General features: G+C 64.7%; 22 protein-coding genes and 1 pseudogene. 12 read left to right on the forward strand and 11 right to left on the reverse strand.

Annotated elements, in window-relative coordinates; genetic code table 11:
* Window positions 1–22: 22 nt before the first annotated feature.
* Both ACSQ23_RS18940 and ACSQ23_RS18945 read left to right on the forward strand, forming a co-directional pair.
* Window positions 23–202 (forward strand): type II toxin-antitoxin system CcdA family antitoxin, encoded by a 180-nt coding sequence (locus tag ACSQ23_RS18940; RefSeq protein ID WP_436091529.1) that lies wholly within the window; start codon window positions 23–25, stop codon window positions 200–202.
* Window positions 203–496, forward strand: a complete 294-nt coding sequence (locus ACSQ23_RS18945; protein WP_436091530.1) for a CcdB family protein — start codon at window positions 203–205, stop codon at window positions 494–496. It begins immediately after the preceding gene.
* Here ACSQ23_RS18945 and ACSQ23_RS18950 read toward each other — a convergent pair.
* The 4 genes and pseudogenes from ACSQ23_RS18950 to ACSQ23_RS18965 all read right to left on the reverse strand — a co-directional run bounded on the left by ACSQ23_RS18950 (window position 493) and on the right by ACSQ23_RS18965 (window position 3,240).
* Window positions 493–1,410, reverse strand: coding sequence for a DMT family transporter (locus ACSQ23_RS18950; RefSeq protein WP_436091531.1), 918 nt, complete (start codon window positions 1,408–1,410; stop codon window positions 493–495). The genes ACSQ23_RS18945 and ACSQ23_RS18950 overlap by 4 nt on opposite strands.
* 2 nt (window positions 1,411–1,412) lie before the next feature.
* Entirely contained in the window at window positions 1,413–2,324 is a 912-nt protein-coding gene (locus tag ACSQ23_RS18955) for a DMT family transporter (RefSeq protein ID WP_436091532.1), read from the reverse strand.
* A gap of 137 nt (window positions 2,325–2,461) precedes the next feature.
* Window positions 2,462–2,833 (reverse strand): annotated as a pseudogene (locus ACSQ23_RS18960) (DUF6580 family putative transport protein); the annotation flags it as partial.
* A gap of 26 nt (window positions 2,834–2,859) precedes the next feature.
* Window positions 2,860–3,240, reverse strand: coding sequence for a winged helix-turn-helix transcriptional regulator (locus tag ACSQ23_RS18965; protein WP_436091533.1), 381 nt, complete (start codon window positions 3,238–3,240; stop codon window positions 2,860–2,862).
* Window positions 3,241–3,345: 105 nt separating this feature from the next.
* Here ACSQ23_RS18965 and ACSQ23_RS18970 point away from each other — a divergent pair, with 105 nt between their 5' ends.
* Entirely contained in the window at window positions 3,346–4,335 is a 990-nt protein-coding gene (locus ACSQ23_RS18970) for a quinone oxidoreductase family protein (RefSeq protein WP_436091534.1), read from the forward strand.
* A 140-nt stretch (window positions 4,336–4,475) separates the two neighbouring features.
* On the opposite strand, the gene ACSQ23_RS18975 is transcribed toward ACSQ23_RS18970, so the two are convergent.
* Window positions 4,476–6,968 (reverse strand): beta-mannosidase, encoded by a 2,493-nt coding sequence (locus tag ACSQ23_RS18975; protein ID WP_436091535.1) that lies wholly within the window; start codon window positions 6,966–6,968, stop codon window positions 4,476–4,478.
* A 160-nt stretch (window positions 6,969–7,128) separates the two neighbouring features.
* Between ACSQ23_RS18975 and ACSQ23_RS18980 the strand changes: the two genes are divergently transcribed.
* Both ACSQ23_RS18980 and ACSQ23_RS18985 read left to right on the forward strand, forming a co-directional pair.
* Window positions 7,129–7,875 carry an ArsR/SmtB family transcription factor gene (locus ACSQ23_RS18980; protein ID WP_055879684.1) on the forward strand — a complete coding sequence of 249 codons (747 nt, stop codon included), beginning with the start codon at window positions 7,129–7,131 and terminating at the stop codon, window positions 7,873–7,875.
* Window positions 7,876–7,908: 33 nt separating this feature from the next.
* The gene (locus ACSQ23_RS18985) at window positions 7,909–8,217 is read left to right on the forward strand and encodes a YciI family protein (RefSeq protein ID WP_055879687.1); all 309 of its coding nucleotides are present in this window, start codon (window positions 7,909–7,911) and stop codon (window positions 8,215–8,217) included.
* A 38-nt stretch (window positions 8,218–8,255) separates the two neighbouring features.
* On the opposite strand, the gene ACSQ23_RS18990 is transcribed toward ACSQ23_RS18985, so the two are convergent.
* The gene (locus ACSQ23_RS18990) at window positions 8,256–9,428 is read right to left on the reverse strand and encodes an FAD-dependent monooxygenase (RefSeq protein WP_436091536.1); all 1,173 of its coding nucleotides are present in this window, start codon (window positions 9,426–9,428) and stop codon (window positions 8,256–8,258) included.
* Window positions 9,429–9,540: 112 nt separating this feature from the next.
* Between ACSQ23_RS18990 and ACSQ23_RS18995 the strand changes: the two genes are divergently transcribed.
* From ACSQ23_RS18995 to ACSQ23_RS19010, 4 genes are all read left to right on the forward strand, one after another.
* Window positions 9,541–10,107, forward strand: a complete 567-nt coding sequence (locus tag ACSQ23_RS18995) for a TetR/AcrR family transcriptional regulator (RefSeq protein WP_055879689.1) — start codon at window positions 9,541–9,543, stop codon at window positions 10,105–10,107.
* A gap of 229 nt (window positions 10,108–10,336) precedes the next feature.
* Window positions 10,337–10,753: a DUF4260 domain-containing protein gene (locus ACSQ23_RS19000; protein WP_436091537.1), complete on the forward strand. Its 417-nt coding sequence runs from the start codon at window positions 10,337–10,339 to the stop codon at window positions 10,751–10,753.
* The gene (locus ACSQ23_RS19005) at window positions 10,737–11,294 is read left to right on the forward strand and encodes a TetR/AcrR family transcriptional regulator (protein WP_436091538.1); all 558 of its coding nucleotides are present in this window, start codon (window positions 10,737–10,739) and stop codon (window positions 11,292–11,294) included. The genes ACSQ23_RS19000 and ACSQ23_RS19005 overlap by 17 nt, the downstream gene beginning before the upstream one ends.
* A 77-nt stretch (window positions 11,295–11,371) precedes the next feature.
* Window positions 11,372–11,977 carry a dihydrofolate reductase family protein gene (locus ACSQ23_RS19010; protein ID WP_436091539.1) on the forward strand — a complete coding sequence of 202 codons (606 nt, stop codon included), beginning with the start codon at window positions 11,372–11,374 and terminating at the stop codon, window positions 11,975–11,977.
* A gap of 4 nt (window positions 11,978–11,981) precedes the next feature.
* On the opposite strand, the gene ACSQ23_RS19015 is transcribed toward ACSQ23_RS19010, so the two are convergent.
* The 4 genes from ACSQ23_RS19015 to ACSQ23_RS19030 form a co-directional block, all read right to left on the reverse strand.
* Window positions 11,982–13,850, reverse strand: a complete 1,869-nt coding sequence (locus ACSQ23_RS19015) for an ABC transporter ATP-binding protein (protein ID WP_436091540.1) — start codon at window positions 13,848–13,850, stop codon at window positions 11,982–11,984.
* A gap of 121 nt (window positions 13,851–13,971) precedes the next feature.
* Entirely contained in the window at window positions 13,972–14,385 is a 414-nt protein-coding gene (locus ACSQ23_RS19020) for a cupin domain-containing protein (protein ID WP_055879702.1), read from the reverse strand.
* Window positions 14,386–14,511: 126 nt separating this feature from the next.
* A complete protein-coding gene (locus tag ACSQ23_RS19025; protein WP_436091541.1) occupies window positions 14,512–16,380 on the reverse strand; it encodes an ABC transporter ATP-binding protein in 1,869 nt (622 codons plus the stop codon).
* 187 nt (window positions 16,381–16,567) lie between these two features.
* Window positions 16,568–18,418, reverse strand: coding sequence for an ABC transporter ATP-binding protein (locus ACSQ23_RS19030; RefSeq protein WP_055879959.1), 1,851 nt, complete (start codon window positions 18,416–18,418; stop codon window positions 16,568–16,570).
* A 323-nt stretch (window positions 18,419–18,741) separates the two neighbouring features.
* On the opposite strand from ACSQ23_RS19030, the gene pepN reads away from it, so the two are divergent.
* Window positions 18,742–21,381, forward strand: a complete 2,640-nt coding sequence (pepN, locus tag ACSQ23_RS19035) for an aminopeptidase N (RefSeq protein WP_436091542.1) — start codon at window positions 18,742–18,744, stop codon at window positions 21,379–21,381.
* A 179-nt stretch (window positions 21,382–21,560) separates the two neighbouring features.
* Entirely contained in the window at window positions 21,561–22,817 is a 1,257-nt protein-coding gene (locus tag ACSQ23_RS19040; protein WP_055879708.1) for a sensor histidine kinase, read from the forward strand.
* Between the two features lie 69 nt (window positions 22,818–22,886).
* Here ACSQ23_RS19040 and ACSQ23_RS19045 read toward each other — a convergent pair whose 3' ends face one another.
* Window positions 22,887–23,579 carry a helix-turn-helix transcriptional regulator gene (locus ACSQ23_RS19045; RefSeq protein ID WP_055997277.1) on the reverse strand — a complete coding sequence of 231 codons (693 nt, stop codon included), beginning with the start codon at window positions 23,577–23,579 and terminating at the stop codon, window positions 22,887–22,889.
* 75 nt (window positions 23,580–23,654) lie between these two features.
* Between ACSQ23_RS19045 and ACSQ23_RS19050 the strand changes: the two genes are divergently transcribed.
* Window positions 23,655–24,080 carry a VOC family protein gene (locus tag ACSQ23_RS19050; RefSeq protein WP_055997274.1) on the forward strand — a complete coding sequence of 142 codons (426 nt, stop codon included), beginning with the start codon at window positions 23,655–23,657 and terminating at the stop codon, window positions 24,078–24,080.
* The last annotated feature ends 136 nt before the right edge of the window (window positions 24,081–24,216 follow it).

The raw sequence follows: 24,216 nt of genomic DNA on the forward strand, positions 1-24,216 counted from the left end.
TGGCAGAGCGGAGAACGGTAAGATGTCGGATTCCAAGAAGCCAAAAGAACAGCGTGGGACATTCTGGCAACCGCCGGAAGAGCGGGATCGCATCTCCGAGGAAGGCAAGCGCTGGCTGGAAGAGAACGCGGAAGCGATCAAGGCGTGGAATGACTGGGTGGACAAAAACGGACTGCCTTTGGCCGAGTATCGTCCGTTCTAGATGGCAAGGTTTGACGTCCACCGGGTCAACGGCGTCTACTATCTCGACGTTCAGAGTAACTTGCTCCCGACGATGAACACGCGGTTGGTTGTGCCGCTGGTTCCCCTGGACGACGTTCCTCGCCCCTTACCCAGGTTGCATCCCATCGTGGTGGTGGAGGGCGTTCGGCTGGTTATGGCTACCCACCTCATGGTGGCGGTCCCACGAGTCGCGTTGGGTAAGCCGAGCAAGAGTCTGATGCCTCAATACGATCAGATCGTCGCCGCGATCGACATGATCTTCAACGGCTTCTAGTCCTGCACCGCCACTTCGGTGACCACACTCTTCGACAGTTGGCGCTCGCGCAGCCAGATGTAGAGGCCGGAGGCCATGACGATCGGCGCGCCGATGTAAATCCAGATGTCCGGCGGCTGGTTGAAAACGAGCCAGCTGGCGCCGGTCATGAAGAAGATCTGCAGGTAGCCGAACGGCGCCAACACCGAGGCCGGCGCATAGCGGTGTGCTGTGGTGACGAACAGGTGGCCGATCAGCGCCGCGACGCCGATGCCGGCAAAGCAACCCCAGATCACCGGATCGGTCGGCCAGGTCCAGCCGCCCAGTGAAAAGGGCAGCACGCAGACTGTCGCCACGCCGGCGGCATAGAACTGCTGCGTCGAGGTGCTATCGACGCCAGCCAGGCGGCGGGTCGAGAGGTTGTAGAGGGCGGCGCAGACGGCAGTGCCGAGCGAGAGCAATACGGCCGGATGGAAGGCCTCAGTGCCCGGCCGCACGATGATCATCACGCCGAGGAAGCCGACGCCGATCGCCAGCCAGCGCCGCCAGCCCACCGTCTCCCCCAGCAGCGGGATCGACAGGGCGCACAGGATCAGCGGCATGGTGAAGGAGATCGCCGAGGTGATGGTCAGCGGCAGGTAGACCACGGCAATGAAGTTGAAGATGGTCGAGCCCAGCAGGAACAGCCCGCGCGCCACCTCGAGCTTCAGGTTCCGCGTTCTTGCCAGCGCCTTGCGTTCGCGCGGCAGGAAGAAGGCGAGCACCAGGATGAACTGGCCGGCATAGCGGACGAACACCACCTCCATGGGCGGCAACCCGGCCTGCACCATGAGTTTGGCGCAGCTGTCGATCACCGTGTAACAGAATAGCGCCGCGACCATCAGGCCAATGGCGAAGGGTCGGCGATCCTCGACGGGTTTCACCAGGCCGGCCACGCTCAGTCCTCCACCGGCGCAACGGTGACGGTGCGGTTAAGCTGGCGCTCGCGGAACCAGATGTAGACGCCGGAGCCGATGATGATCGGCGCACCGACATAGAACCAGACGTCCGGCGGCTCGGAGAAGATCAGCCAGCTCGCCAGCGCCAGCAGCAGCAGTTCGGTGTAGCTGAACGGCGCCAGCGCCGAGGGCGGTGCATAGCGGTGGGCGATGGTGTTGAGCTGGTGGGCGATCATGCCGGTGACGCCGATGGCAATGAAGGCGAACCAGCCGGCGCCGGTCGAGGGCCAGACCCATTCGTTGAAGGCAAACGGGGTGATGCAGGTGAGAGCGATCAGCCCCGAATAGACCTGCTGCGTCGCGGCGGAATCGACGCCGGCGAGCTTGCGGGTGATGATGCTGTAGAAGGCGGCGGAAAGCGCGCCGGCGAGGCAGATCAGCGAGGCCGGATGGAAGGCCTCGGTGCCGGGGCGCACGATGATCAGGATGCCGACAAAGCCCGCGCCCACCGCGGCCCAGCGGCGCCAGCCGATCTTTTCACCAAGGAACGGGCCGGAGAGCGCTGTCACCATCAGCGGCATGGTGAACATCAGTGCGCCGGTGACGGTCAGCGGCAGGAAGCGCATGGCGAGGAAGTTGGCGCCCGTCACGCCCAGGAGGCAGAGGCCGCGCAGCAGCTGCAACGGCCAGTTGCGGGTGACGAAGAGGTCGCGCTGCAGCGGCAGGAACAGTGCAATCGCCAGCACGACGTGGATGGCGTAGCGCACGAAGACGATCTCACCCAACGGCAGGCCGATGAAGGAGAGGTATTTCGCCGAGGTATCGAGCGTGGCGAAGAACAGCTGCGAGATCAGCAGGATGCCGATGCCGAAATTGCGGCGCTCCTCGACGGGGGCGATGGTGGAGGTCATTGACAGGTCCGGTGCGCCGCTGAGGGATGCGGGCGCCGATCCACCAAAGGGCGCGCCGCCCCGGCCTGTCAATGGCAGGGCGGCGGCAATCGGTTCAGTTGAACTAAAGTCTGGAGCCTGCTGCGCCGGTGTCACGCTCAACAGTGCCGGCGGGCGAGGACGAACAGCGCGAAGAGGATCGCCGTGGAGCCGAGATCACCGATCAGGCTCAGGCCCCAGAACGGGAGGGCAGCGATGTAGCAGGCGACCAGCCCGTCGAGGCCGAGACCGTAATAGCCGCCGAGATAGACGCCGAAGTTCGAGATGAGGAAGAAGGCGAGGCTGGCGATGATGGCAGCGCCGCCGAGCCGGAGCACCGAGAGCTGCCGCAGCAGTCCGCGCCCGATCAGCGCGCCAGCCAGCATGCCGGCATAGGTGAACAGCGCCGAGCTGTGCCAGCCGAGCACGATGTCGGCCAGCGCCATCACTGCAACAGGGACGAACGCCGCCGGCCAGGGGCTGCGGATGGCGTAGGCGCCGAGCCAGCATCAACCGTTCAGGCGGCGGTTGATGCCCGGTTCTGTGCGGCGAAGCCGTCGCAATAGACCATGCGGCCGTGGTCGCCAGAGGCCTTGGCGTGATGGATACCCCAGTTCTGCAGGGTATCCATCAGCGGCGCCAGCGACAGGCCGAGCTCGGTGGCGCTGTATTCGACATGCGGAGGCGCTGCCGCGAACACCGTCCTCACGATCAGCCCGTGCTCCTCCATCTCGCGCAGCTGCTGCACCAGCACCTTCTGCGAGATGCCGGGAATGCCGCGCTGCAACTGCGAGAGCCGCTGCGGGCCGCCCAGCACATGGAACAGGATGTAGAGTTTCCAGCGCCCGCCGATGATCTGCAGGGTGCGTTCGAGCGGCCAGGTCGAAAGGCGGTTCATCGCGGGTTCTCCAAGCGCACCTGATGGTGCGTATGACACCAGAAAGTCTGTAGCGGGCAGAGGACGATATCGGAACAAGGGACGCCCTGAACAAGGAGATTTCCCATGAAGGTTGTTTCGATTTCGGCGTTCGGCGGGCCCGAGGCATTGCAGGTCGACGAGGTGCCGACGCCCGCCGCCGGGCCCGGCCAGGTGCTGATCAAGGTGGAGGCGATCGGGCTCAACCTCGGCGATGCCATCATCCGCTCCGGCCGCTCGGGGCTCGAGTTGCCGATGCCGTACATCCCCGGCGGCGAGGTGGCCGGAACGGTGGCCGCAGTAGGCGACGGCGTCAACGGGCTGAGCATCGGCGACCGGGCACTGGGTGCGATCTTCGCCGAGCCGCGGCTCGATGGCGGCTATGCCGAGTTCGTGGCGCTCTCGTCGGACGTGGCGTTCAAATTGCCCGACGCGGTGTCGTTCGACGTCGCTGCAGCGCTGGCCGTGCAGGGGCTGACGGCGGAGCAGCTGCTGGCGCGCAACCCGGTCGCGGGCAAGTCGGTGCTGGTGCATTCGGCAGCCGGCGGCGTCGGGCAGTTGTTGGTGCGGCTGGCCCGGCTTGGTGGCGTTGGCAGGATTGTCGGCACGGTCGGCAGTGCGGCGAAGCGGGACGCGGCGATGGCGGCAGGTGCGGATCACGTAGTGCTGTCGGCGACGCCGGACTGGAGCACGGAAGCGCCCGGTCCCTACGATGTGATCTTCGATGCGGCCGGCGGCGAGATCACCGCGGCGAGCCTGCCCCTGCTCGCGCCGGAGGGGCGCTATGCGGTCTATGGCGGGGCGAGCGGGGTCTACCCGGGCTTCAGCCCGGCGCAGATGGCCGGTGTCACCGCCGCAGCGCAGACCATTGCAGGGTTCTCGCTGTGGTCGCTGCTCGGTGATCCCATGCGGCGGGGCCCTGCCCTCGCGGCATCGTACGAGCGGCTGTTCGGCGCGGTGGCGGACGGTTCGTTGACGGTCGAGATCGGTCACCGCTTTGCTTTGGCCGACGCTGCCGAGGCGCATCGGCTGATCGAAAGCCGGGGGTCGGTGGGGAAGATTGTGCTGGTGCCGTAGGCGAGGCCGGTGGCTGTGGACCCCCACCCCTGCCCCCTCCCCGCAAGGGGGAGGGAGACCCTCTCACCACCATCTCAGTTCGCGTCTCCCTCCCCCTTGCGGGGAGGGATTAAGGGTGGGGGGCTGCCCTCGCCGGCTTCTCAGTACGTCTGCCTGAGGTGCCCAACCTTGAGGCTGTTGGCCAGTGCATCCTTCGTCACCGCCGCCCCCTTGCGCGGCGTGAAGCTTAGCTTCACCTCCCGCCCCGGCAGCAGCGTCACGGCGTTGTCCGAGAAGTAGCCGGGCACATCCACCGTCGCCGTGACGAACACTGCCGCCTTGTCGGCGGTGAGGGTCAGCACCGGCGCCTTGTCGCCACCCGACCAGCTCGCCTTCACCTTGGCTTCGGCCAGTTCGTACGCTTTGTAGGCCTTGGGGAAGTAGTCGTTCTCGCCCAGCAGCTTGCCGTCCTCGGCGGTCCAGGAGAAGAACAGGAACTCGTTGGGCCCCAGATCGGCAAGCTTCAGCTTGGTTGCCACCACTGCCTTGTCGGGGTTGCTCTTCACTTTCGCCGTGGCGATGACGCGGGCCTTGCCATTGGCATCTACCGCCTGAACTTCCACAGCGATTTCAGCCTTTTCGGCGGTATCGTTGATGGCTTTGAGGAGGATGGTGTCGCCGTCCGGCACGGCCACGACGTTGATGGGATTGTAGAAGCGCTTCGCCATGTAATGCAGCAGCTTCCACTGCCCGCCATAGTCGAGGCTCGACCAGCTGGCGACGGGGTAGACGTCGTTGATCTGCCAGTAGAGCGTGCCCATGCAGCGCGGCTTGGTCGAGCGCCAGTATTCGATGGCGGTCTTGATGGCGAGGCCCTGCTGGATCTGGCTCAGGAACACCATGTTCTCGAAGCCCGAGGGGAAGCGGAAATAGCGCGTCATGGTCTCGAGGATGCGCGAGTTGCCGCCGGTATTGCGCTGGTGCGCTTCCATCACCGGCGAGGTCGGGTTGCGATCCTCGGGTTTGGTGAAGCTCTCGATCACATTCAGCGAGGTGAAGCTCTGGAAGCCGAACTCCGAGGCGAAGCGCGGGTTCACCTCGCGATAGGCGGAAAAGTCCTTGGCCGAGTGCCAGACGCTCCAGTAGTGCGTGTCGCCGCGCGTATCCATCAGCCAGCCGTCGGAATAATCCATGTAGCCGAGCGAGGGCGAGGACGGCCAGAAGCGGCGGGTCGGATCCTCGTCCTCGACGATATAGCCGAGCATCGAGTTGAGCCGGTCGTAGTTGGCGACGTAGCGCTCCGGCGCCGCCTTGGTCTCGGGGTACCAGTGGAGCGAGCCGATCACCTCGTTGTCGCCGCACCAGAGCGCGATCGAGGCGTGGTGGCTGAGGCGGCGGATCTGTTGGGTGATCTCGGTGCGCACATCGGCGAGGAAGGCCCGATCGGATGGGTAGCTCATGCAGGCGAACATGAAGTCGTGCCAGATGAGGATGCCGAGCTCGTCGCACATCTCGTAGAAATAGTCCGGCTCGTACTGCCCGCCGCCCCAGATGCGGAGCATGTTCATGTTTACCGCCCGGGCGCTTTCGAGCAGGTCGCGAACGGTGTCGGGAGTGATACGCGACGGGATGGCGTCGGCCGGGATCCAGTTGGCGCCGAACATCGAGATGTCGCGGCCGTTGATCCGCACCTTGAAGCTGTGGTCGATCTCGTCCTTCTCGACCAGCCATTCGAGCTTCCGCAGACCCAGCTTGCGCTTCGTCACTTCGCCGTCGAGTGTGGTCCAGAGCTCGTAGAGCGGCTGCTGGCCCTGCCCGTTCGGCCACCAGAGCTTTGGGTTCTTGATGGTGACGTTGTGGGTGAAGACGTTCTCGCCCGGCCGCACCACCACCTTGTCGGCAAGCTTCTGCCCATCGACCTCGTGCATCAGCTCAACCGAACCCTCGGCGAAGGCGAAAACCCGAGTCGTGATCGAGAGCTCGACGGATTTCTTGCCGTGCGCCTGCTCGACCGTGACGCTCTCCTGGCGGGCGAGGCGCGAGCGGCGGATCGCCATCTTGCCGTAGACACCTGTCGGCATCAGGCAGATGCCCCAATCCCAGCCGGCGTGGCAGGCGGCCTTGCGCACGAAGTTCATGTGCACGCCTTCGAGGCCGTTCGAGAGATAGTTGTAGGTGAAGGGGATCGGGAACGGGTGGGCGTCGGAGCGGGCCTTGGCCACATCGCGGGTCACTGCGAACTCGATGCGTAGCGTGTTGACCCCTACCTTCACCTTGCCGGTGACGTCGATGTCGTAGCGGATGAACTGGTTCTGCGTCTCGGCGATCGCCTCGCCGTTGAGGATCACCGTGGCGATGGTATCGACGTTGTCGAGGGTCAGCGTCAGGTAGCCGTCGATGTCGGCGGCGCTCGCCTCGAACTTACGCTCCACCGTCCACGGGGTCTTGTTGACCCACATGACGTCGACTTCGTTCTGGCCGAAATACGGGTCGGGGATCTCATTGGCGTCGAGCAGCGCAGTATGCACGTCGCCGGGAAGCGTGATCGGCGCCTTGAGCTTCAGCTTCGGCGACGTCAGCTGGAACTGCCCCGCGAGATCGAGTTCGCCGTAGCCGGTCGTGGCAGGCACAGCCGCGGTCCTGGTCTTCGCCATGTGGGGAGTTCCTCCGATAGATGCCCGACGCGCAATCGATTGCAGCGCCGGCAGGCGACTGATGTAGCCGCTGCCATTCCAGCTGCCAATCCCCCTCCCCGTAGCTCCGGCAACCTCCCACTCTTGACATGTGACCATTTGGTCACCTATTGTGGTGACTGTGGATGCCGTCTTCAAAGCCCTGGCCGATCCGACCCGAAGGCAGCTGCTCGACAGCCTGCGCGACAAGGCCGGACAGACCCTGACCGAGCTCGAAAGCGGGCTCGGGATGACGCGGTTCGGGGTGATGAAGCACCTCAAGGTGCTGGAAGAGGCGAAGCTGGTGACGAGCCGCAAGGAGGGGCGGTTCAAGTACCACTACCTCAACGCCTCCCCGATCCAGGAAGTCGCGGACCGGTGGATCGCGCCCTACCAGAAGCCGTTCGCGCGCTTCGCACTCGATTTGAAGAACCAGTTGGAGAGTTCAGTACCGATGGCCGACAAACCGAATTTCGTGCTCGAGACCTATATCCGGACGACGCCGCAGGCGCTGTGGGATGCCCTCACCCGGCCCGAGCTGACGGCGCTCTACTATTACGGCACCCGGATCGACAGCGCGCTGAAGCGCGGGGGGCCGTTCCGTTACCTCACCGGCGACGGCCAGGTGATGCTCGATGGCGAAGTCATCGAGGTCGAGCCGCTGAAGAAGATCGTCTCGAGCTTCATTCCGAGCTGGGCCGAAAATTCGCAGCCGACCCTCGTCACCTTCGCGATCGAGCCGATGGGCGAGGTCGTCAAGTTCACCATCACCCACCACGACTACGAGAAGGCCAATGCCGGCATCGACACCGGCTGGCCGGTGGTTGTCGCGGGTCTGAAGACGCTGCTCGAGACAGGCAAACCGCTGAACCTGCCGACCAGCATGTGACCATCAAGCAGCGGCAAAACAGGGAAACAGAAAATGGCGAAATACATTCTGGGCTTTCACGGATCGCCCGCCACCTCACCGGCAGACCTCGAAGGCTCAATGGAGAAATGGGTCGCCTGGTACCAGGGCATGGGCAGCGCCGTCGCCGACATGGGCAACCCGGCTGGGCCGAGCAAGACCATCGGCGCCGACGGTCGTGTGGCCAGCACCAACGGCAACGCGCTGACCGGCTATTCCATCCTCGAGGCCAAAAGCCTCGACGACGCGATCTCCCTGGCGCGCGGCTGCCCGATCTATGCCGCCGGCGGCTCGGTTGAAGTCGCCGAGTTGATGCCGATGTAATACGAAGGGCGGCGCCCCCGCGACGCCGCCCCCTTCCCTCAGATGCTGATGGCGTTGGCCGCGGCGTAGGTCTCCTTCAGCATCGCCTCTACCGGCAGCAGCGGCAGCAGCTTCATCATCAGGTTGCGCATCCAGATGCTGAACTTGCTTTTCGGCACGAAGCCGCCGACGGCCTTATGCGCCAGCGTCTGGCTGGCATCGACGAACGGCTGCAGCCTGCGCTGGTAGTTCGCGAACGCCGCCTGGCGATTGTCGGGCGAGGCGTTCAGCTCCTGGGCGAGGACATACGCCCCCACCACCGCCATCCCGGTGCCCATGCCGGAGAGCGGCGAAGCGCAATGCGCGGCGTCGCCCAGCAATGCGACGCGGCCCCGCGACCAGCGCTCGATCACCACCTGGCTGATGGTGTCGAAGTAGAAATCCGGGGCGAACTCCATGTCCGCGAGGATCTGCGGCACGTGCCAGCCCTGCCCGGCAAAGCGCTGCCGTACGAACTGCTTCTGCGCCCCGACATCGCGATAGTCGCAATCGCCGAAATCGCCGTCGAAGAACATCAGCGCCCGCGCCTCGCGGTTCTGCCGGGCGCTGTAGACGCCAGCGATGGTGCCGGGGGCGCTGAACAGCCGGCCGGAATAGTCGAGGTTCAGCCGGTTGGGCACGGTGAAGATCGAGGCATAGAGCCCTAGATCGCGGACGAACTGCTCCTCCGGACCGAAGGCCAATCGGCGCACATTTGAATGCAGCCCATCGGCGCCGATCACCAGGTCGAAGCTCCGGACCCTGCCGCTCTCGAAACGGACTTCGACGCCGTCGCCCAGGTCGGTGAGTTCGGCGATCGAGTCGCCGAAGATGTATTCGGTGCCGGCCTTGGTGGCATCGTAGAGAATGCGCGCCAGGTCGCCGCGCATGATCTCGAGTTCGCCGCTGAAGGCGGCGGCCGGCATGGTGGCGACTTCGCGGTCGTGGCGATCGACATAGTACATGTCGCCCATATTGGTCGCCTCGGCCTTCACCGCATCGAGCAGCTCCATGCGGCGCAGCGCCTCCATCGAGGTGCCACGGAAATCCACCGCGTAGCCGCCCTCGCGCAGCTGCCTGGCCCGCTCGACGATGGTCGGCTGGAAGCCATAGCGGCTGAGCCAGAAGGCGAGGGACGGGCCGGCGACGCTGGCCCCGGAGATCAGCACGGTACGGATCGGGTGGTGGGTCATCACGGCATCTCCTGTTGCGATGTCGATATTCATACGTATGTATAAAACATCTGTCTAGATGAATTTCATACGATCGTATAGAAACGACTCGTCGCAGCCGCTAGGAAGGATCATGGGACACAAGGAAGATCTGCTCGCCGGCGCCAAAAAATGCCTGCGCGAGAAGGGCTACGCCAACACCACGGCACGCGACATCGTCGCCGCGTCGGGCACCAATCTCGCCTCCATCGGCTACCATTTCGGCTCGAAAGACGCGCTGATGACCCAGGCGATCGTCGAGATGCTTGGGGAGTGGGGCGACCAGTTCGGTAGTGAGCCGGCGGCATCGATTGCCGATTATGGCGAGCGCTTCGCAAGGCACTGGCGCGACCTCGCCGCTGCCGTATCAGGCGATCGCCAGTTGTCGGCTGCCAGTTTTGAAAACGCCGCCACCGCCATCCGCATGCCCGAGCTCATCCACATCATAGCGGCCGGCCAGGAAGACGCGCGAGTCGGGCTCGGCGACGATTTCGCCGAAACGGATGCCGATGTCGAAACGAAACGCGCCGTCGGCTCGCTGATGCTGGCCGTCACCACCGGCGTCATCGCGCAGTGGCTGGTCGATCCCGAGCGTTCCCCTACCCCCGACGACATCGTGAAGGCCTTCCACGCCATCGGCGAGGCGTTTGTGCGGAAGTGAGGGCGTCTTCAGTGGTGATGACAGGCTACCAGGTCCCATAGCCACCGGCTGTCATCCCAGCGAAAGCTGGGACCCATTCATCCACTTGCGCTGCGGCGAGTTGGGTCCCAGCTTTCGCTGAGATGACATCGAGTTCGGTGCGACGGCAGAGCAACAACACGACTGCTTGACTCTCATAGCTAACGAATATAGCTATCATCGCTACATACGTTAGCCATTGAGGTTATCCATGCCCACCACTGCCGGTTTCCCGCCGAAGTCCGTCGCGACCACGCTGCGCGTCGAAGGGCTGGTGGCGCTCATTGCGGCCGTCACCGCCTACTGGTTCCTCGGCGGCAACTGGTGGCTGTTCGCGGTGCTGCTGCTGGCGCCCGATCTCAGCTTCTTCGGGCTCTATGCCGGCGAAACGGCCGGGGCGAAAATCTACAACCTCGCCCATACCTATGCGGTCCCCGCCGTGCTCGGCGCCATCGGCTGGTTCGGCGGCATCTTCTGGCTGACGGAAGTCGCACTGATCTGGGCCGCCCATATCGGCATGGACCGGGCTGTCGGCTATGGCCTCAAATATCCGGGCGTCGCCCACCACACCCATCTCGGCCTCATTGGCCCGGCAAAGAAGGCCGCACGCAGTGCCGACGCCCGCTAAGACCTCCCCTGCCCAGTTGGCGAGCATAGCTCGGACGCTGGTCGAAACCGCGGGTCCCGACGCCCTCACCATGGGCGCCGTAGCGGCGAGCGCCGGCATCAAGCCGCCTTCGCTCTACAAGCACTTCGCCGACCGTGCGGCGATCCTCAAGGTGGTCGAGATCGGGATCCTCCACGAGCTCGAGGCCTATCTCCGGCGCGAGACGAAGGGGGTGGCGCCCAAGGCGCGGCTGATCGCCATGGCCACTGCCTATCGCCGCTTCGGCCTTGCCGCGCCCAATCGCTACAAGGCGATCTACAGCGGCAACGCCTTCACCGACCCCGAGATCCGCGCCGCCTGCCTGTTCTCGGCGCAACCGTTATTCGAGGAACTGAAAGCCGCGGGCATTGCCGAGGCACGCATCCTGCCGCTGTCGCGCACGCTGGTGGCGTTCCTGCACGGCTTCGTTCTGATGGAGATCGGCAACGCCTTCAATCTCGGCGGCAGCATCGAGGAGGCGTTCGAATCGAGCCTCGAGACGATCCTGCGAGAAATAGCCTAGCAGCCTGTCGATCCCGGCTGCGTTCACTCGTCGGGATGGTGAGAGCGGCCAACGCCGCCCAACCGAGGAGAAAGACGATGGGTTCGAGCGTATTGTACATGTCGATATCGGTGGATGGCTTCATCACCGGGCCGAACGTCCGGCCGGACAACGGTCTCGGCGACGAGGGCCAGCACCTCCACGACTGGGTGTTCGGCGATGCCGAAGGCGGCGATTTCGATGCCGCGGTCGCGCAGCTCAAAGGCGTCAACCGGCAGATCTGGGACGAGATGATGGCGACCGGCGCGGTGGTCGCCGGGCGCCATACGTTCGAGCCCGCCGGCGGCTGGAACGGCGATCATCACGACGGCGTCGAGATCTTCATCGTCAGCCGGCACGAGGCGCCGGAGTGGGTGCGCAAATGGCCGAACGTGCACTATGTCGACGATCTCGGTGTCGCGATGCGCGAAGCCAAGGTGGCAGCTGGCGAGCGGAACGTGATGATGCATGGCGGCGGCACGCTGGTGCCGATGGCGCTGAAGGCCGGCTTGCTCGACGAACTGATGCTCCACCAGGTGCCGTTCCTGCTCGGCGACGGCACGCGACTGTTCGACACGCTGGGGTTTGGCCTGGGCAACCTGGAGCGGCTGCGGGTGCTCGAGGGCGAAGGCGTCACGCACCTGCACTACCGGGTGCGTAAGTAGCCCCCTACTCCGCCGCCCTCAAATCAAGGAAGCCGCCTGACTGGCGGGCCCAGAGCGTCGCATAGTGGCCGCCGGCCGCCAGCAACTCGGCATGGGTGCCCTGTTCGACGATCCGCCCCGCTTCGAGCACGATCAGCCGGTCCATCTCGGCAATGGTGGAGAGCCGGTGGGCGATGGCGAGCACGGTCTTGCCCTGCATCAGCGTCTTCAGCTGGCCCTGGATCGCTGCCTCCACCTCGCTGTCGAGCGCCGAGGTGGCTTCGTCGAGCACCAGGATCGGGGCGTTCTTCAACAGCACGCGGGCAATGGCGACGCGCTGCCGCTGGCCGCCCGAGAGCTTGACGCCGCGCTCGCCGACAAAGGCGTCGTAGGCGGTGCGGCCCTTCTGGTCGATCAACTGCTCGATGAAATCGTCGGCCTCGGCCGAGGCCGCCGCGGCGAACATCTCGTCGTCGGTGGCATCGGGCCGGCCGTAAGTCAGGTTGGCGCGGATCGAGCGGTGCAGCAGCGAGGTATCCTGCGTCACCACGCCGATATTGGCGCGCAGCGACTCCTGCGTGACATGCGCGATGTCCTGACCGTCGATTGTGATGCTGCCGCCCTGCACGTCGTAAAAGCGCAGCAGCAGGTTGACGATGGTCGACTTGCCCGCCCCGGATCGGCCGATCAGCCCGACGCGCTCGCCTGCCTTGATCTGCAACTGCAGGTTATCGATTACCGGCAGGGCATTGTCGTACTTGAAGCTGACATGGTCGAAGCTGATGGCCGCCTCGGTCACCCGCAGCGGTTTTGCGTCCGGTGCATCGACCAGCCCGAGCGGCCGGGCGATCAGCTCGGCCGAGTTCTGCGCGGTGCCATAATTGCGCATCAGGCCGTTGAGCTGGTTCATCAGCCGACCGAGGAGGTTATAGAGCCGCAGCACCAGCCCGGTGGTGAAGGCGACGCCGCCGACACTCACCAGCCCTTCGGTCCACAGGTGCACCGAGAGCGCCGCAATGCCGGCAATCGCCACGCCGGACAGCATGCCCATGGCGGTGCGCACGCCGACCAGCGTCCGCGCCAACCTGGTCATGGCGGCGATGAAGCTTTCGAAACCCGACTTGACGAACTTGTCGTCCGCCTCGGCCGTGCCGAACAGTTTCAGCGTCTGGATGTTGGAGAAGCTGTCGACGATGCGCCCGGTCAGCACCGAGGCCTGCTCTGCGGCGCCGGCCGAGTATTTTCGCATGCGCGGCACGTAGTAGCGCGCCAGTCCAGCAAAGGCCGCGACCCATAACAGCACTGCCGCGGCCAGCCGCCAGTCGAGCTGGCCGACCAGCACCACGGTGGTCACGGTGTAGATGCCGATGAACCACACCACCTGCAGCAGGCTGACCATGAAGTCGCCCACTGCGCCGCCGGACTGCCAGACCTTGCTGGCGATCGAGCCGGCGAAATCGTTCTGGAAGAAGGTAAGGTTCTGCCGGATCACATGGGCGTAGGCCTGCCAGCGCACCAGGTTGTAGAAGCCGAGGTTGACGGTCTGCTCTTCCACCGTGGCCGACAGCCAGGTGATGATGAAGCGCACGCCCAGGGTCACCACCAGCATCCAGACCAGCTCCGGCCCGAACCCGGTGATCAGCCCGGCCCAGCCCTCGGCCTGGCTGGAGTTATCAAGAATGTCGACGATGCGGCCGACATAGTAGAACAGCGCCGCCTCGACCAGCGCCACCGCCCCGCCGAGCACCAGCAGAGAGGCGAATGCCAGCTTCGCCTGCGAGATGTAGAACCAGAAAAACCGCCAGGTCACCGCCGGCGGCTGCAGATCGCCGGACTTCCCGAATGGGTCAGTCCAGCGCTCGAAGAAGCGGTGAATGGGCTCGAGGAGCTTCATGGGTGTTCTCGTTGAACACTCAATAGCTTGAGTCCTAACGAAGGGAACGTGAAATCGCGGAAAGGGTGTTCTCGAGGGTTTTCGCGTGAACGAAAAATTGCCGCCATTGTGAAGGACGGGCCTAGGGAACGACTCCATCCATCTCGGGGAACAGGACCACGCTCTCGTTCACGGTCGCCTCGTTGCGAGATCCGACGAAAACGGCGGGCGTCGAGCTGCGATTGACGGCGACATGCAGAACGTTGGCGGGGATATAGACGTAGTCGCCAATGTTGAGCTGCTCGTGGTGTTCGAGATTGGGGCCCGAGTACATGTCCACCGCCTCGCCGGACAGCATGTACATGGCCGTTTCGTGGAACTCATGCACGTGAGCCTTCGTGCGTTTGCCGGGCGGCAGTGTCACGACGCCCAGGAACAGAGATCTCGCTCCGACGGTCTCTGCGCTGACGCCGGCAGCATATATCGAGCCCTGCACAGCAGCTTCGCTCTTCTGCCCCTTAACAATAGACGCTCGACCCTCATCGGTAGCGCTCATCGACTACTCCCTGTTGACGGCTTGCATCATTGCCGCAGACAAGACAGTTCCGATATTGATACCGGTAGTAACGATATTCCCAAGGGAAGAGCAAGGGCGGCGGACTGGTGTCCGCCGCCCCCTAATTTACTCCGCGGCTTCTGCCTCGGCTTTCATGTCGAGGAACCCGCCGGACTGGCGCTCCCAGAGCTGGGCATAGTGCCCACCGCCGGCGAGCAGCTCGGCATGGGTGCCCTCTTCGACGATCTGCCCCTTTTCGAGCACCACCAGCCGGTCCATCGCGGCGATGGTCGAGAGGCGGTGGGCGATGGCAATCACGGTCTTGCCCTGCATCAGCGACACCAGCTGTTCCTGGATCGCCGCCTCGACTTCGCTGTCGAGCGCCGAGGTCGCCTCGTCGAGCACCAGGATCGGGGCGTTCTTCAGCAGCACCCGGGCAATGGCGACGCGCTGGCGCTGCCCACCCGAGAGCTTGACCCCCCGTTCGCCGACATGGGCGTCGTAGCCCCGTCGTTCCTTGGGGTCCATCAACCCGGCAATCACGTCGGCCACCTTGGCGTGCTCGGCAGCGCGGATCATCTCCTCGTCGGTCGCGGTCTGGCGGCCGTACTTGATGTTCTCGCGCACCGAACGGTGCAGCAGCGAGGTGTCCTGGCTGACCAGGCCAATCGCGGCGCGCACGCTTTCCTGCGTGACGTCGCGAACGTCCTGCCCATCGATGCGGATCGAACCGGATTCCACGTCGAACAGACGCAGCATCAGGTTGACCAGCGTCGACTTGCCGGCGCCGGAACGACCGACCAGACCCACCTTCTCGCCCGGCTTGATGGTGAGGTTGAACCCCTCCATCACAGTGCCTTCCTTGCCGCGCCAGTAGTTGAAGGTGACGTTGTCGAAGGCGATGCCGCCTTCCTTCACCACCAGGTGCTTGGCCTCAGGCTTGTCGAGCATGGTGATCGGCTGGGCGATGGTGATCATCGAATCCCGCGTGGTGCCGATCTGACGGAAGATGTTGGAGCCGACATCGAGGATCCAGCCACTCATGTTCATGATCTGCAACGCGAACGGGATGGCCGTTGCCACTGCGGCGGCATTCAGCGTTCCGGCGTTCCAGCTGCTGAGCGCGATCCAGGCGATCGAGATCACGAGGCCGGCGTTGAGCAGGAACAGCGTCGACCACATGTAGGTGAACACCCGCATGAGTTTGCGGAACTCCACCGCGTGCTCGTTCACCGAGTCCGCCACATAGGCGTCCTCGTGACCGTCGGTCGAGAACGTCTTCAGCGTGTGGATATTGGTGTAGCTGTCGACGACGCGGCCGGTCATCACGGACTTGGCTTCCGAGAGATCCTCGGAATGCTTGGCGATCAGCGGCATGACGATGGTGAACAGCATGCCGTAGAGCACCAGCCAGACGGCAATCGGCACCAGCAGCACCCAATCGAGCCGGGCCAGCACGACCACCGCCACGATGACGAAGATGCCGGCGTACCAGACGGCATCGATGGTCATGTTGACCGAGGTCTCGATCGATTCCCCGGCCTGCATGATCTTGTTGGCGATGCGCCCGGCGAAGTCGTTCTGGAAATAGCTCCAGGTCTGCCGGATGACGTGCCAATGGCTCTGCCAGCGGACAATGTCGACGAGGTTGGGCACGATCGCGTGGTTACGCACCAGCGTATCGAGCAGGAAGGTGATCGGCCGGATCACGGCGATCACCAGGATCATCCAGAGGAAGGTCTGCCAGTGCAGCTCGAACATCTGCCCCGGCGGGGTGGTGGCGAGCAGGCCGACGACGACGCCGACGAACACCGGCATCATCGCATCGGCAATCGAGCCGATGGCCACCAGCACCATGCGGAGCAGGAACGCGCCGCGGAACTGGTTGACGAAATACATGGTGAATTTGGTCACCCCCATGGGGGGCTGGGTGTCCTTGGCCAGCGCTACAGGGGAGTAGCGGGCATCGAACCAGGCAATGACTCGGTTGAGCATTTTGAACTCATTTTCCGAGCCCGGTAACTGACTATCCGAGTCAGGTCAGGGCTCTAACGGATTGTTTTCGCTTCACTTTGGACCGGCTGGCGTTGGGGCCCGCGCTGAGGTCGATGAATCCGGGTTGATTGCGAGTTTCCATTTGTCCCCTCCTTGGGGTGGTTGAAATTATGTGTTGCGAGGCGGCCTACTCGGCCGCCTCCTCCTGTACGTCCATCTCGAGGAACCCGCCGGACTGGCGGGCCCAGAGCTTGGCGTAGACTCCGCCCAGCGTGATCAGCTCGGCATGGGTGCCCTGCTCGACGATCTTGCCCTGCTCCAGCACCACGAGGCGGTCCATCATGGCGATGGTCGAGAGCCGGTGCGCGATGGCGATCACCGTCTTGTTCTGCATCAGGAGCTGCAACTGGCCCTGGATCGCCGCTTCGACCTCGCTGTCGAGGGCCGAGGTGGCTTCGTCGAGCACCAGGATCGGCGCGTTCTTGAGCAGCACCCGGGCGATGGCGATGCGCTGCCGCTGGCCGCCCGAGAGCTTCACGCCACGCTCGCCGACATGGGCGTCGTAGCCCTTGCGGCCCTTGAAATCGACCAGCCCGTCGATGAACACGTCGGCTTCGGCGAGGCGGGCGGCGGCAAGCATCTCCGCCTCGGTTGCGTCGGGGCGGCCATAGAGGATGTTCTCGCGCACCGAGCGATGCAGGAGCGAGGTATCCTGCGTCACCACGCCAATCTGCTCGCGCAGCGTATCCTGCTGCACGGTGGCGATGTCGATGCCGTCGATGGTGATCCTGCCGCTCTCGCGGTCGTAGAAGCGCAGCAACAGGTTGACGATGGTCGATTTGCCGGCGCCGGAGCGGCCGACGAGACCGATCTTCTCACCCGGCTTGATGGCGAGCTCGAGATGGTCGATGACGCCGGACGCCTTGCCGTAGTGGAACCCGACATCGTCGAAGCGCACGTCGCCCTTCACCGGGCCGATCGGCTTGGCGCCGGGCTGATCGGCGACGACGCGCGGCAGCGAGATCGAGTTGATGCCGTCCCGCACGATGCCGATATTTTCGAACAGCTGCGACATCTCCCACATCACCCACTGGCTCATGCCCTGGAAGCGCAGCACCAGCGCCGTGGCGACGGCAATCGCCCCAGGGGTCATCGAACCGTTGAGCCACTGGTTGATGCCGACCGCCATGACCGCGAACAGCAGCAGGTTGTTCATCAGCGGGATGACGATCTGTAAGAGGGCGAACATCCGCATCTGCTTGTGCACGGTGCCCATGAACTGATCCATGGCCTCGTGCGCGTAGGCTTCCTCGCGGTGCGAATGCGAGAACAGCTTTACTGTCGCGATATTGGTGTAGCTGTCGACGATGCGCCCAGTCATCAGCGAGCGCGCATCGGCCTGCGCCTCGGCGACCTTGCCGAGCTTGGGCACATAGTAGCAGAGCAGCGAAACGTAGATGGCGAGCCAGACCAGGAACGGCACGGCCAGCCACAGGTCGCTCATCGCCGCCAGCACCACGGCGCCGGCGAAGTAGACGACCACGAACACCGTCACGTCGAGCAGCTTCATCACCACTTCGCGCACGGCCAGCGAGGTCTGCATCAGCTTGGCGCCGATGCGGCCGGCGAACTCGTCCTGGAAATAGCTCATCGACTGGCGCAGCAGGTAGCGATGCGCCATCCAGCGGATGCGCTGCGGCAGGTTACCAATCAGCGTCTGGTGGATGATCAGCGTGTCGAAGATCTGCAATGACGGCAGGATAGCGAGCAGCACCACCGCCATCAGGATGAGCTTCCAGCCTTCAGTCTGTAAGAACGTGGCGCGGTCCGCCGTGCCGAGCCAATCGATGATCGAGCCCATGAAGCTGAACAGCAGAATCTCGCCCAGCGCGATGCACGCGCCCAGCACCGCCATAGCGATCAGCCAGCGCTTGGCGCCCTTGCAGTAGTGCAGGCAGAACGCCACCAGCCCCTTGGGCGGCTGCTGCGGCTCACCGAGCGGATAGGGGTTGAGCCGATCCTCGAACCACTTGAACACTCTGTCGAACACGGCCGTCTCCCTCGTCCCATCGTCAGGATGGCGGCACGGCTACGACCTCAACATAGGTTGAGGTCAAGCGGCTCTTGCCATCCGAGGGCTTTGCCCTCTTCTGTATTTTGGATTACGCACACGCCACGCCAATAGCGTGACGGAGGTGCGTGCTGGCGGGCCAGCCAAGCGCCAATCCCAATACCGCCGGAATCGGCAAGGATCGTGTCCAAATTGGCTGGTTGTCAGCCGCATAGAATACACTAACCATGGGATTCGGCTGTTGCGCCTGCGCCACAGTTGGTTAACGAGTTGATGTTGCGGAGAATTTAATGCGCGGCGAGAACGAAGAGACGGTCTTCCTCAAGGATTATGCCGAGACCCCCTACGCCATCGAGAAGGTCGAACTGGACGTCCGGATCGCCCCCGACACCTCGGTGATCCGTGCCCTGCTGACGCTGGTGCCGCGTCCCAACACCGCGCCCGGCACGCCGCTGGTGCTGGATGGCGAGGAACTGACGCTGCGCAGCGTCGCCATCGACGGGCTGCCGCAGGCGCTCACCGCCTATGAGGCGACTGCCACGGGGCTCACCATCCACCAGCCACCGAACAAGCGCTTCGTGCTTGAGACCGAGGTGGCGGTCGAGCCGGAAAAGAACATTCGGCTGATGGGCTTTTACCGCTCCAGCGGCACCTGGTGCACGCAGTGCGAGCCCGAGGGCTTCCGCCGCATCACCTATTATCTCGATCGCCCCGACGTGCTGGCGCCCTTCAAGGTGCGGATGACCGCCGACCAGGTGCTGGCGCCGATCCTGCTCTCCAACGGTAATCTGGTCGAGAAGGGCGCCCTGCCCGACGGCAAGCATTTCGCGGTGTGGGAGGATCCGTTTCCGAAGCCGGCCTACCTCTTCGCCATGGTGGCGGGCGATCTCGGCTCGATCCATGACGAGTTCACCACCGCCTCGGGGCGCAAGGTGGCGCTCGGCATCTACTGCGCACACGGCAAGGAGAGCGAGTGCCTCTACGCCATGGATTCGCTGAAGCGCTCCATGGCCTGGGACGAGCGCCGCTTCGGCCGTGAATACGATCTCGACGTGTTCAACATCGTCGCCGTCTCCGATTTCAATTTCGGCGCGATGGAGAACAAGGGGCTCAACATCTTCAACGACAAGCTGGTGTTCGCCAAACCCGAGAGCGCTACCGACGCCGACTACATCAATATCGAGAGCGTCATCGCGCACGAGTATTTCCACAATTGGACAGGCGACAGAATCACTTGCCGCGACTGGTTCCAGCTCTGCCTCAAGGAAGGCCTGACGGTTTACCGCGATCAGGAGTTCTCGATGGACGAGCGCTCGCGCCCGGTGAACCGCATCGATGACGTGCGGCAGTTGCGCCAGACGCAGTTTCCCGAGGATGGCGGCCCGCTCGCCCATCCGGCGCGGCCCGACCGCTACAAGGAAATCAACAACTTCTATACGGCGACGGTCTACGAGAAGGGCGCCGAGATCGTCCGCATGCTGGCGACGCTGCTCGGTGAGGCCGGCTTCCGCAAGGGGATGGACCTCTATTTCGAGCGCCATGACGGCGAGGCCACCACCATCGAGGCCTTCATCAAGGTGTTCGAGGACACTTCTGGCCAGAACCTGCAGCACTTCCAGCAGTGGTACCTGCAGGCCGGCACGCCCGAGGTCAGCGTCACCGACCGGTTCGATGCGGCGACGCAGACCTATACGCTCGATATCGTGCAGGAGAACAAGCCGACCCCTGGCCAGGACGAAAAGCAACCGATGGTGCTGCCGATCAAGTTCGGCCTTATCGGTCCGAACGGCAGCCCGATGAGCTGGGCCTCGGTGTCCGGCGGCGAGGTGCGCGACGACCTGATCGTCATGGATACCAACAGGCTCAGCCTCAGCTTTACCGGCATCCCCAACCGCCCGGTGCCGTCGCTGTTCCGCGGCTTTTCGGCGCCGGTGCAGCTGAGCAGCAGCGCCAGCGAAGCCGACCAGCTGTTCCTAGCCCGTCACGATGCCGATCCGTTCAACCGCTGGCAGGCGCTACAGGACGTGTCGATGCGGCTGATGCTCGAGGCAATCGGCGGCAGGCCATGGAGCGACGCACAGGTCGTCGCCATCGCCGACGCGTTGGAGGAGACGCTGGCTTCCAAGGAGCTCGACCCGGCTTACAAGGCGCTGGCGCTGAACCTGCCGAACGAACAGACCATCGCCCGGGCGGTCGGCAGCGATGTCGACCCCGACCGCGTGCACGAAGTGCGTACCGGGCTGGTGACAGCCCTGGTTGCCCGCCTCACCCCGACGCTGGAGAAGGTCTATCTGACCAATGACAGCCGTCTCGCCTATTCGCCCGATTTCCAGCAGACCGGCCGGCGTTCGATGAAGAACACCGCTCTTGCCCTCCTGGTGCTCGGCAAGGCCGAGGGCGCGGACAAGCTGGCGCGCGAGCAATATCAGCGGGCGCTCAACATGACCGACCGGCTGTCGGCGCTTTCGACGGTGGTGCAGTCTTGGACCGCCGATGCCGATACGCTGCTGTCGGATTTCTACCGGCAGTACACCGCCGACCCGCTGGTGCTCGACAAGTGGCTGTCGCTCAATGCGCTCGCCGCCGACGACGCGGCGCTCGAGCGCATCAAGGCCATCCTTGCTTCGCCGGATTTCCCACGGAACAACCCGAACCGGCTGCGGGCGTTGATGGCGACCTTCGGCATGAACAATCCGACGCAGTTCGCGCGCCAGGACGGCGCGGGCTTCCGCTTCCTCGCCGAGTTCGTCGGGGATGTCGACAAACGCAACCCGCAGGTCGCGGCGCGCGTGCTTACGGCCTTCCGCGTATGGCGCAGCTTCGAATCCGTACGTCGCGGCGAGGCGGAGAAAGCGCTGAAATCGCTGCAGGAATCGGGTGGGCTCAGCCGCAACACTGCCGATATCCTCGAGCGGACGCTGGCTGGTTAACAGAACCTTAGCGCTAGAAGAATTTTTCTTTCCCGCTAAGTGATTCAGCCGACTCATGATTTTGGCTTCGCCGTCTTCCCGTTCAGAAACCCCTCTGGACAGTGACGGCGAAGCCGATTCAAAGTCCCCGCCAAGGGGCAAATCACTGGGTCGCTCCAATCACATAGACGGAGAACTTGATGCGGCCGACGGAGCAATCCGGCGACGAGGCGAAGCGATTCCGCGCGCCTGATGGACTGATGCGCGGCAACTGGCTGCGCCGCACCATCATCGGCGCGCTGGAGTGGCTGCTCGTCCGCGCAACCGGCCGCGACACCGCCAGCGGCTATGCCGCGCTGATCGACACGCTGCCGTTCGGGGTCGCCTGCTGGGGCGCCGATGCGCGGCTCCTCGCCAGCAACGACCGCTTCGCCGAGCGCCTGGGCGTGGCGCCCGACGCACTGGCGGCCGGCGCGGCCTACCACGAAGTGGTGAAGAGCCTGGCGCAGGGCGGTTACATGCAATCGGTGCGCGAGGATTTCGAGAACCGCCTGCTCGAGCTGCATCGCGAGGACGGCTCGACCCTCCTCATCGAGGAGCGCCCGCTCGCCGGCTCCGGCTTCGTCACGCTGCTGATGGATGTCACCGAGAGCCGCCGCACCAATCAGCTGCTGACCACGGTGCGCGAGGAGCAGCGCCTGCTTGCCCGGCGCTACCATGAGGAAAAGCTCCGCGCCGAGGCCGCCAGCCGCTCCAAGACCAGCTTCCTCGCCCATCTCAGCCACGACATCCGCACCCCGCTCAACCACATTATCGGCTTTGCCGACATGATGCGGCAGCAGCCCTATGGGTCGCTCGGCGACCCGCGCTACCTCGGTTACGTCGAAGCGGTAAAAACCTCGGGCGAGCGGCTGCTCGGCTTCTTCGGCTCGATCCTCGAGCTGGCCGAACTCGAAGGCGGCCGGCGTGAGCTGAAGAGCGACCGCTTCACTGCCGACGAATTGCTGGTTGGGGTGTTCCGCCGCTTTGCCGGCCAGGCACAGCACGCCGGAGTGATCTTCGGCCTCGGCGGCCCCTGCACAGCCCCACTCACCGCCGATCGCTTCGCGCTCGAACGGATGGTCTCGAACCTGGTCGAGAATGCGGTGCGCTTCACCCCGCGCGGCGGCAAGGTCACCCTCGCAGCCTATGCCGGCAGCGACGGCGTGGTGCTCGAAATCACCGATACCGGCATCGGCATGACCGCCGAACGCCTCGCCACGCTGTCACAGCCGTTCGTGTTCGGCGACGCCGCCCTCACCCGTGACCGCGAAGGCGCCGGGCTGGGCATCGCCATCGCCCGCGCCATTGCCGAGCTGTCGGGCGGCCACCTCGCCATCGACAGCCGGCAGGGCCTCGGCACCACGGTGGCGGTGAGCCTGCCGGTGTTGGCCGAGGAAGCGGCGAAGGCGGCTTAGGGACTTCGGTAGCCACCGGGCTCGTCCCCCCCATGTCGAGCTTGGTGAAGCCGCAAGGCGACATTACCGCTATCCCGTCCTCCTCCCCTGCAGCTCCGCCAGATACTCCCGCAGCAGCACCACGCGTCGCGGCCGAAAGCTGGTCCCGGCCAGCCGCAGCTGGCTGATCCCATCCGCCCGAAACATCCGGAACGCTTCGCGCAGGCAGCACCAGGCGAGAACGGTGAGCGTGCCTTCGGTGTAGACGACGGCCAGCGGCAGGATGGTGCGCTCGGAGGTTGCGCCGGCCTTGTCGGTGTAGCGGATGGCGAGCGCTTCTTCGCGCCAGCAGGCCTGGCGCACGAGGTCCATATCGAGCCCGGCGGCAAAGCGGGCGTCCGGTCGGTAAACCTGCGAGACGGCGTGGAACAGATGCTGCTCGCGATCGTCCGGCAGCGTCGCCGCAACCTTGGCCAGCACCGAGGCTGCGGCCTTCGCCAGCGCGGGATCGCCCATCCGCTTCACTTCGGCCAGCCCCAGCGCCAGCGCCTCGATCTCATCACGGTCGAAGGTCTGCGGCGGCAGCGCATAGTCCTCGATCAGCCGGTAGCCATAGCCGCGCTCGCCCTCGATGCGCGCCCCCGCAGCGCGCAGGCTGTCGATGTCGCGATACAGCGAGCGCAGCGACACCTCGGTCTCCTCGGCGAGGCGAGCGGCGGTGATCGGGGCGGGCAGCACGCGCATCGCCTGCAGCAGGCGGAAAAGCCGGTCGGGTCGGGCCATCATCCAACTGACAGAAAGTGGCAGTTGGCCCCGGCTATAGCAGGTCGCATCAGGCCAGCAAACAGGAGCCATGCCATGACCATCAAGACCACCACCCACCTCAACTTCCGCGGCGATGCCCGCGCCGCCCTCGCCTTCTACCAGTCGGTGTTCGGCGGCCAGCAAGCAGTCGTCACCTACAGGGACGCCGGCGCGGTGCAGAGCCCCGACGAGGCCGACCAGGTGATGTGGGGCCAGGTGGAGGCCGAGAGCGGCTTCCGCATCATGGCCTACGACGTGCCATCGCGCCTCGGCTGGAACCCGGGCGAAATCCCGGTCTTCGTCTCGGTGCGCGGCAGCAACGCCGAGGAAGTCGCCCCCTACTGGCAGAAGCTCGCGGCTGGCGCGACGGTCCTGCAGCCGCTCGCCCCGGCCAACTGGTCGCCGCTCTACGGCATGCTCAGGGACCGCTTCGGCATCACCTGGGTGCTGGATGTGGAAGTCGCGTACGCCCCCGCCTGAGCCACCTCGACGCCACCAGGGGTTCCATGGCCTAGTGGGCCGATAGAGCACCGGGGGCAGAGATGAGCGAACACACGGACCTGCCGTTCTATGATGGACGGCGGGCTTCCTGCTCGGCCTGCTGACCCCGATGGTG

It is taken from the genome of Devosia sp. LjRoot16, from assembly GCF_964252795.1.
Taxonomy (GTDB): Bacteria; Pseudomonadota; Alphaproteobacteria; order Rhizobiales; family Devosiaceae; genus Devosia_A.

Coding starts and splice junctions, on each gene's coding strand:
- ACSQ23_RS18940 (WP_436091529.1), top strand. CDS start 23: ATGTCGGATTCCAAGAAGCCAAAAGAACAGCGTGGGACATTCTGGCAA.
- ACSQ23_RS19040 (WP_055879708.1), top strand. CDS start 21,561: ATGCGGCCGACGGAGCAATCCGGCGACGAGGCGAAGCGATTCCGCGCG.
- ACSQ23_RS19025 (WP_436091541.1), bottom strand. CDS start 16,380: ATGCTCAACCGAGTCATTGCCTGGTTCGATGCCCGCTACTCCCCTGTA.
- ACSQ23_RS19010 (WP_436091539.1), top strand. CDS start 11,372: ATGGGTTCGAGCGTATTGTACATGTCGATATCGGTGGATGGCTTCATC.
- ACSQ23_RS18965 (WP_436091533.1), bottom strand. CDS start 3,240: ATGAACCGCCTTTCGACCTGGCCGCTCGAACGCACCCTGCAGATCATC.
- ACSQ23_RS18945 (WP_436091530.1), top strand. CDS start 203: ATGGCAAGGTTTGACGTCCACCGGGTCAACGGCGTCTACTATCTCGAC.
- ACSQ23_RS18995 (WP_055879689.1), top strand. CDS start 9,541: ATGGGACACAAGGAAGATCTGCTCGCCGGCGCCAAAAAATGCCTGCGC.
- ACSQ23_RS19045 (WP_055997277.1), bottom strand. CDS start 23,579: ATGGCCCGACCCGACCGGCTTTTCCGCCTGCTGCAGGCGATGCGCGTG.
- ACSQ23_RS19015 (WP_436091540.1), bottom strand. CDS start 13,850: ATGAAGCTCCTCGAGCCCATTCACCGCTTCTTCGAGCGCTGGACTGAC.
- ACSQ23_RS18975 (WP_436091535.1), bottom strand. CDS start 6,968: ATGGCGAAGACCAGGACCGCGGCTGTGCCTGCCACGACCGGCTACGGC.
- ACSQ23_RS19000 (WP_436091537.1), top strand. CDS start 10,337: ATGCCCACCACTGCCGGTTTCCCGCCGAAGTCCGTCGCGACCACGCTG.
- ACSQ23_RS19020 (WP_055879702.1), bottom strand. CDS start 14,385: ATGAGCGCTACCGATGAGGGTCGAGCGTCTATTGTTAAGGGGCAGAAG.
- ACSQ23_RS19050 (WP_055997274.1), top strand. CDS start 23,655: ATGACCATCAAGACCACCACCCACCTCAACTTCCGCGGCGATGCCCGC.
- pepN (WP_436091542.1), top strand. CDS start 18,742: ATGCGCGGCGAGAACGAAGAGACGGTCTTCCTCAAGGATTATGCCGAG.
- ACSQ23_RS18970 (WP_436091534.1), top strand. CDS start 3,346: ATGAAGGTTGTTTCGATTTCGGCGTTCGGCGGGCCCGAGGCATTGCAG.
- ACSQ23_RS18955 (WP_436091532.1), bottom strand. CDS start 2,324: ATGACCTCCACCATCGCCCCCGTCGAGGAGCGCCGCAATTTCGGCATC.
- ACSQ23_RS18990 (WP_436091536.1), bottom strand. CDS start 9,428: ATGACCCACCACCCGATCCGTACCGTGCTGATCTCCGGGGCCAGCGTC.
- ACSQ23_RS18985 (WP_055879687.1), top strand. CDS start 7,909: ATGGCGAAATACATTCTGGGCTTTCACGGATCGCCCGCCACCTCACCG.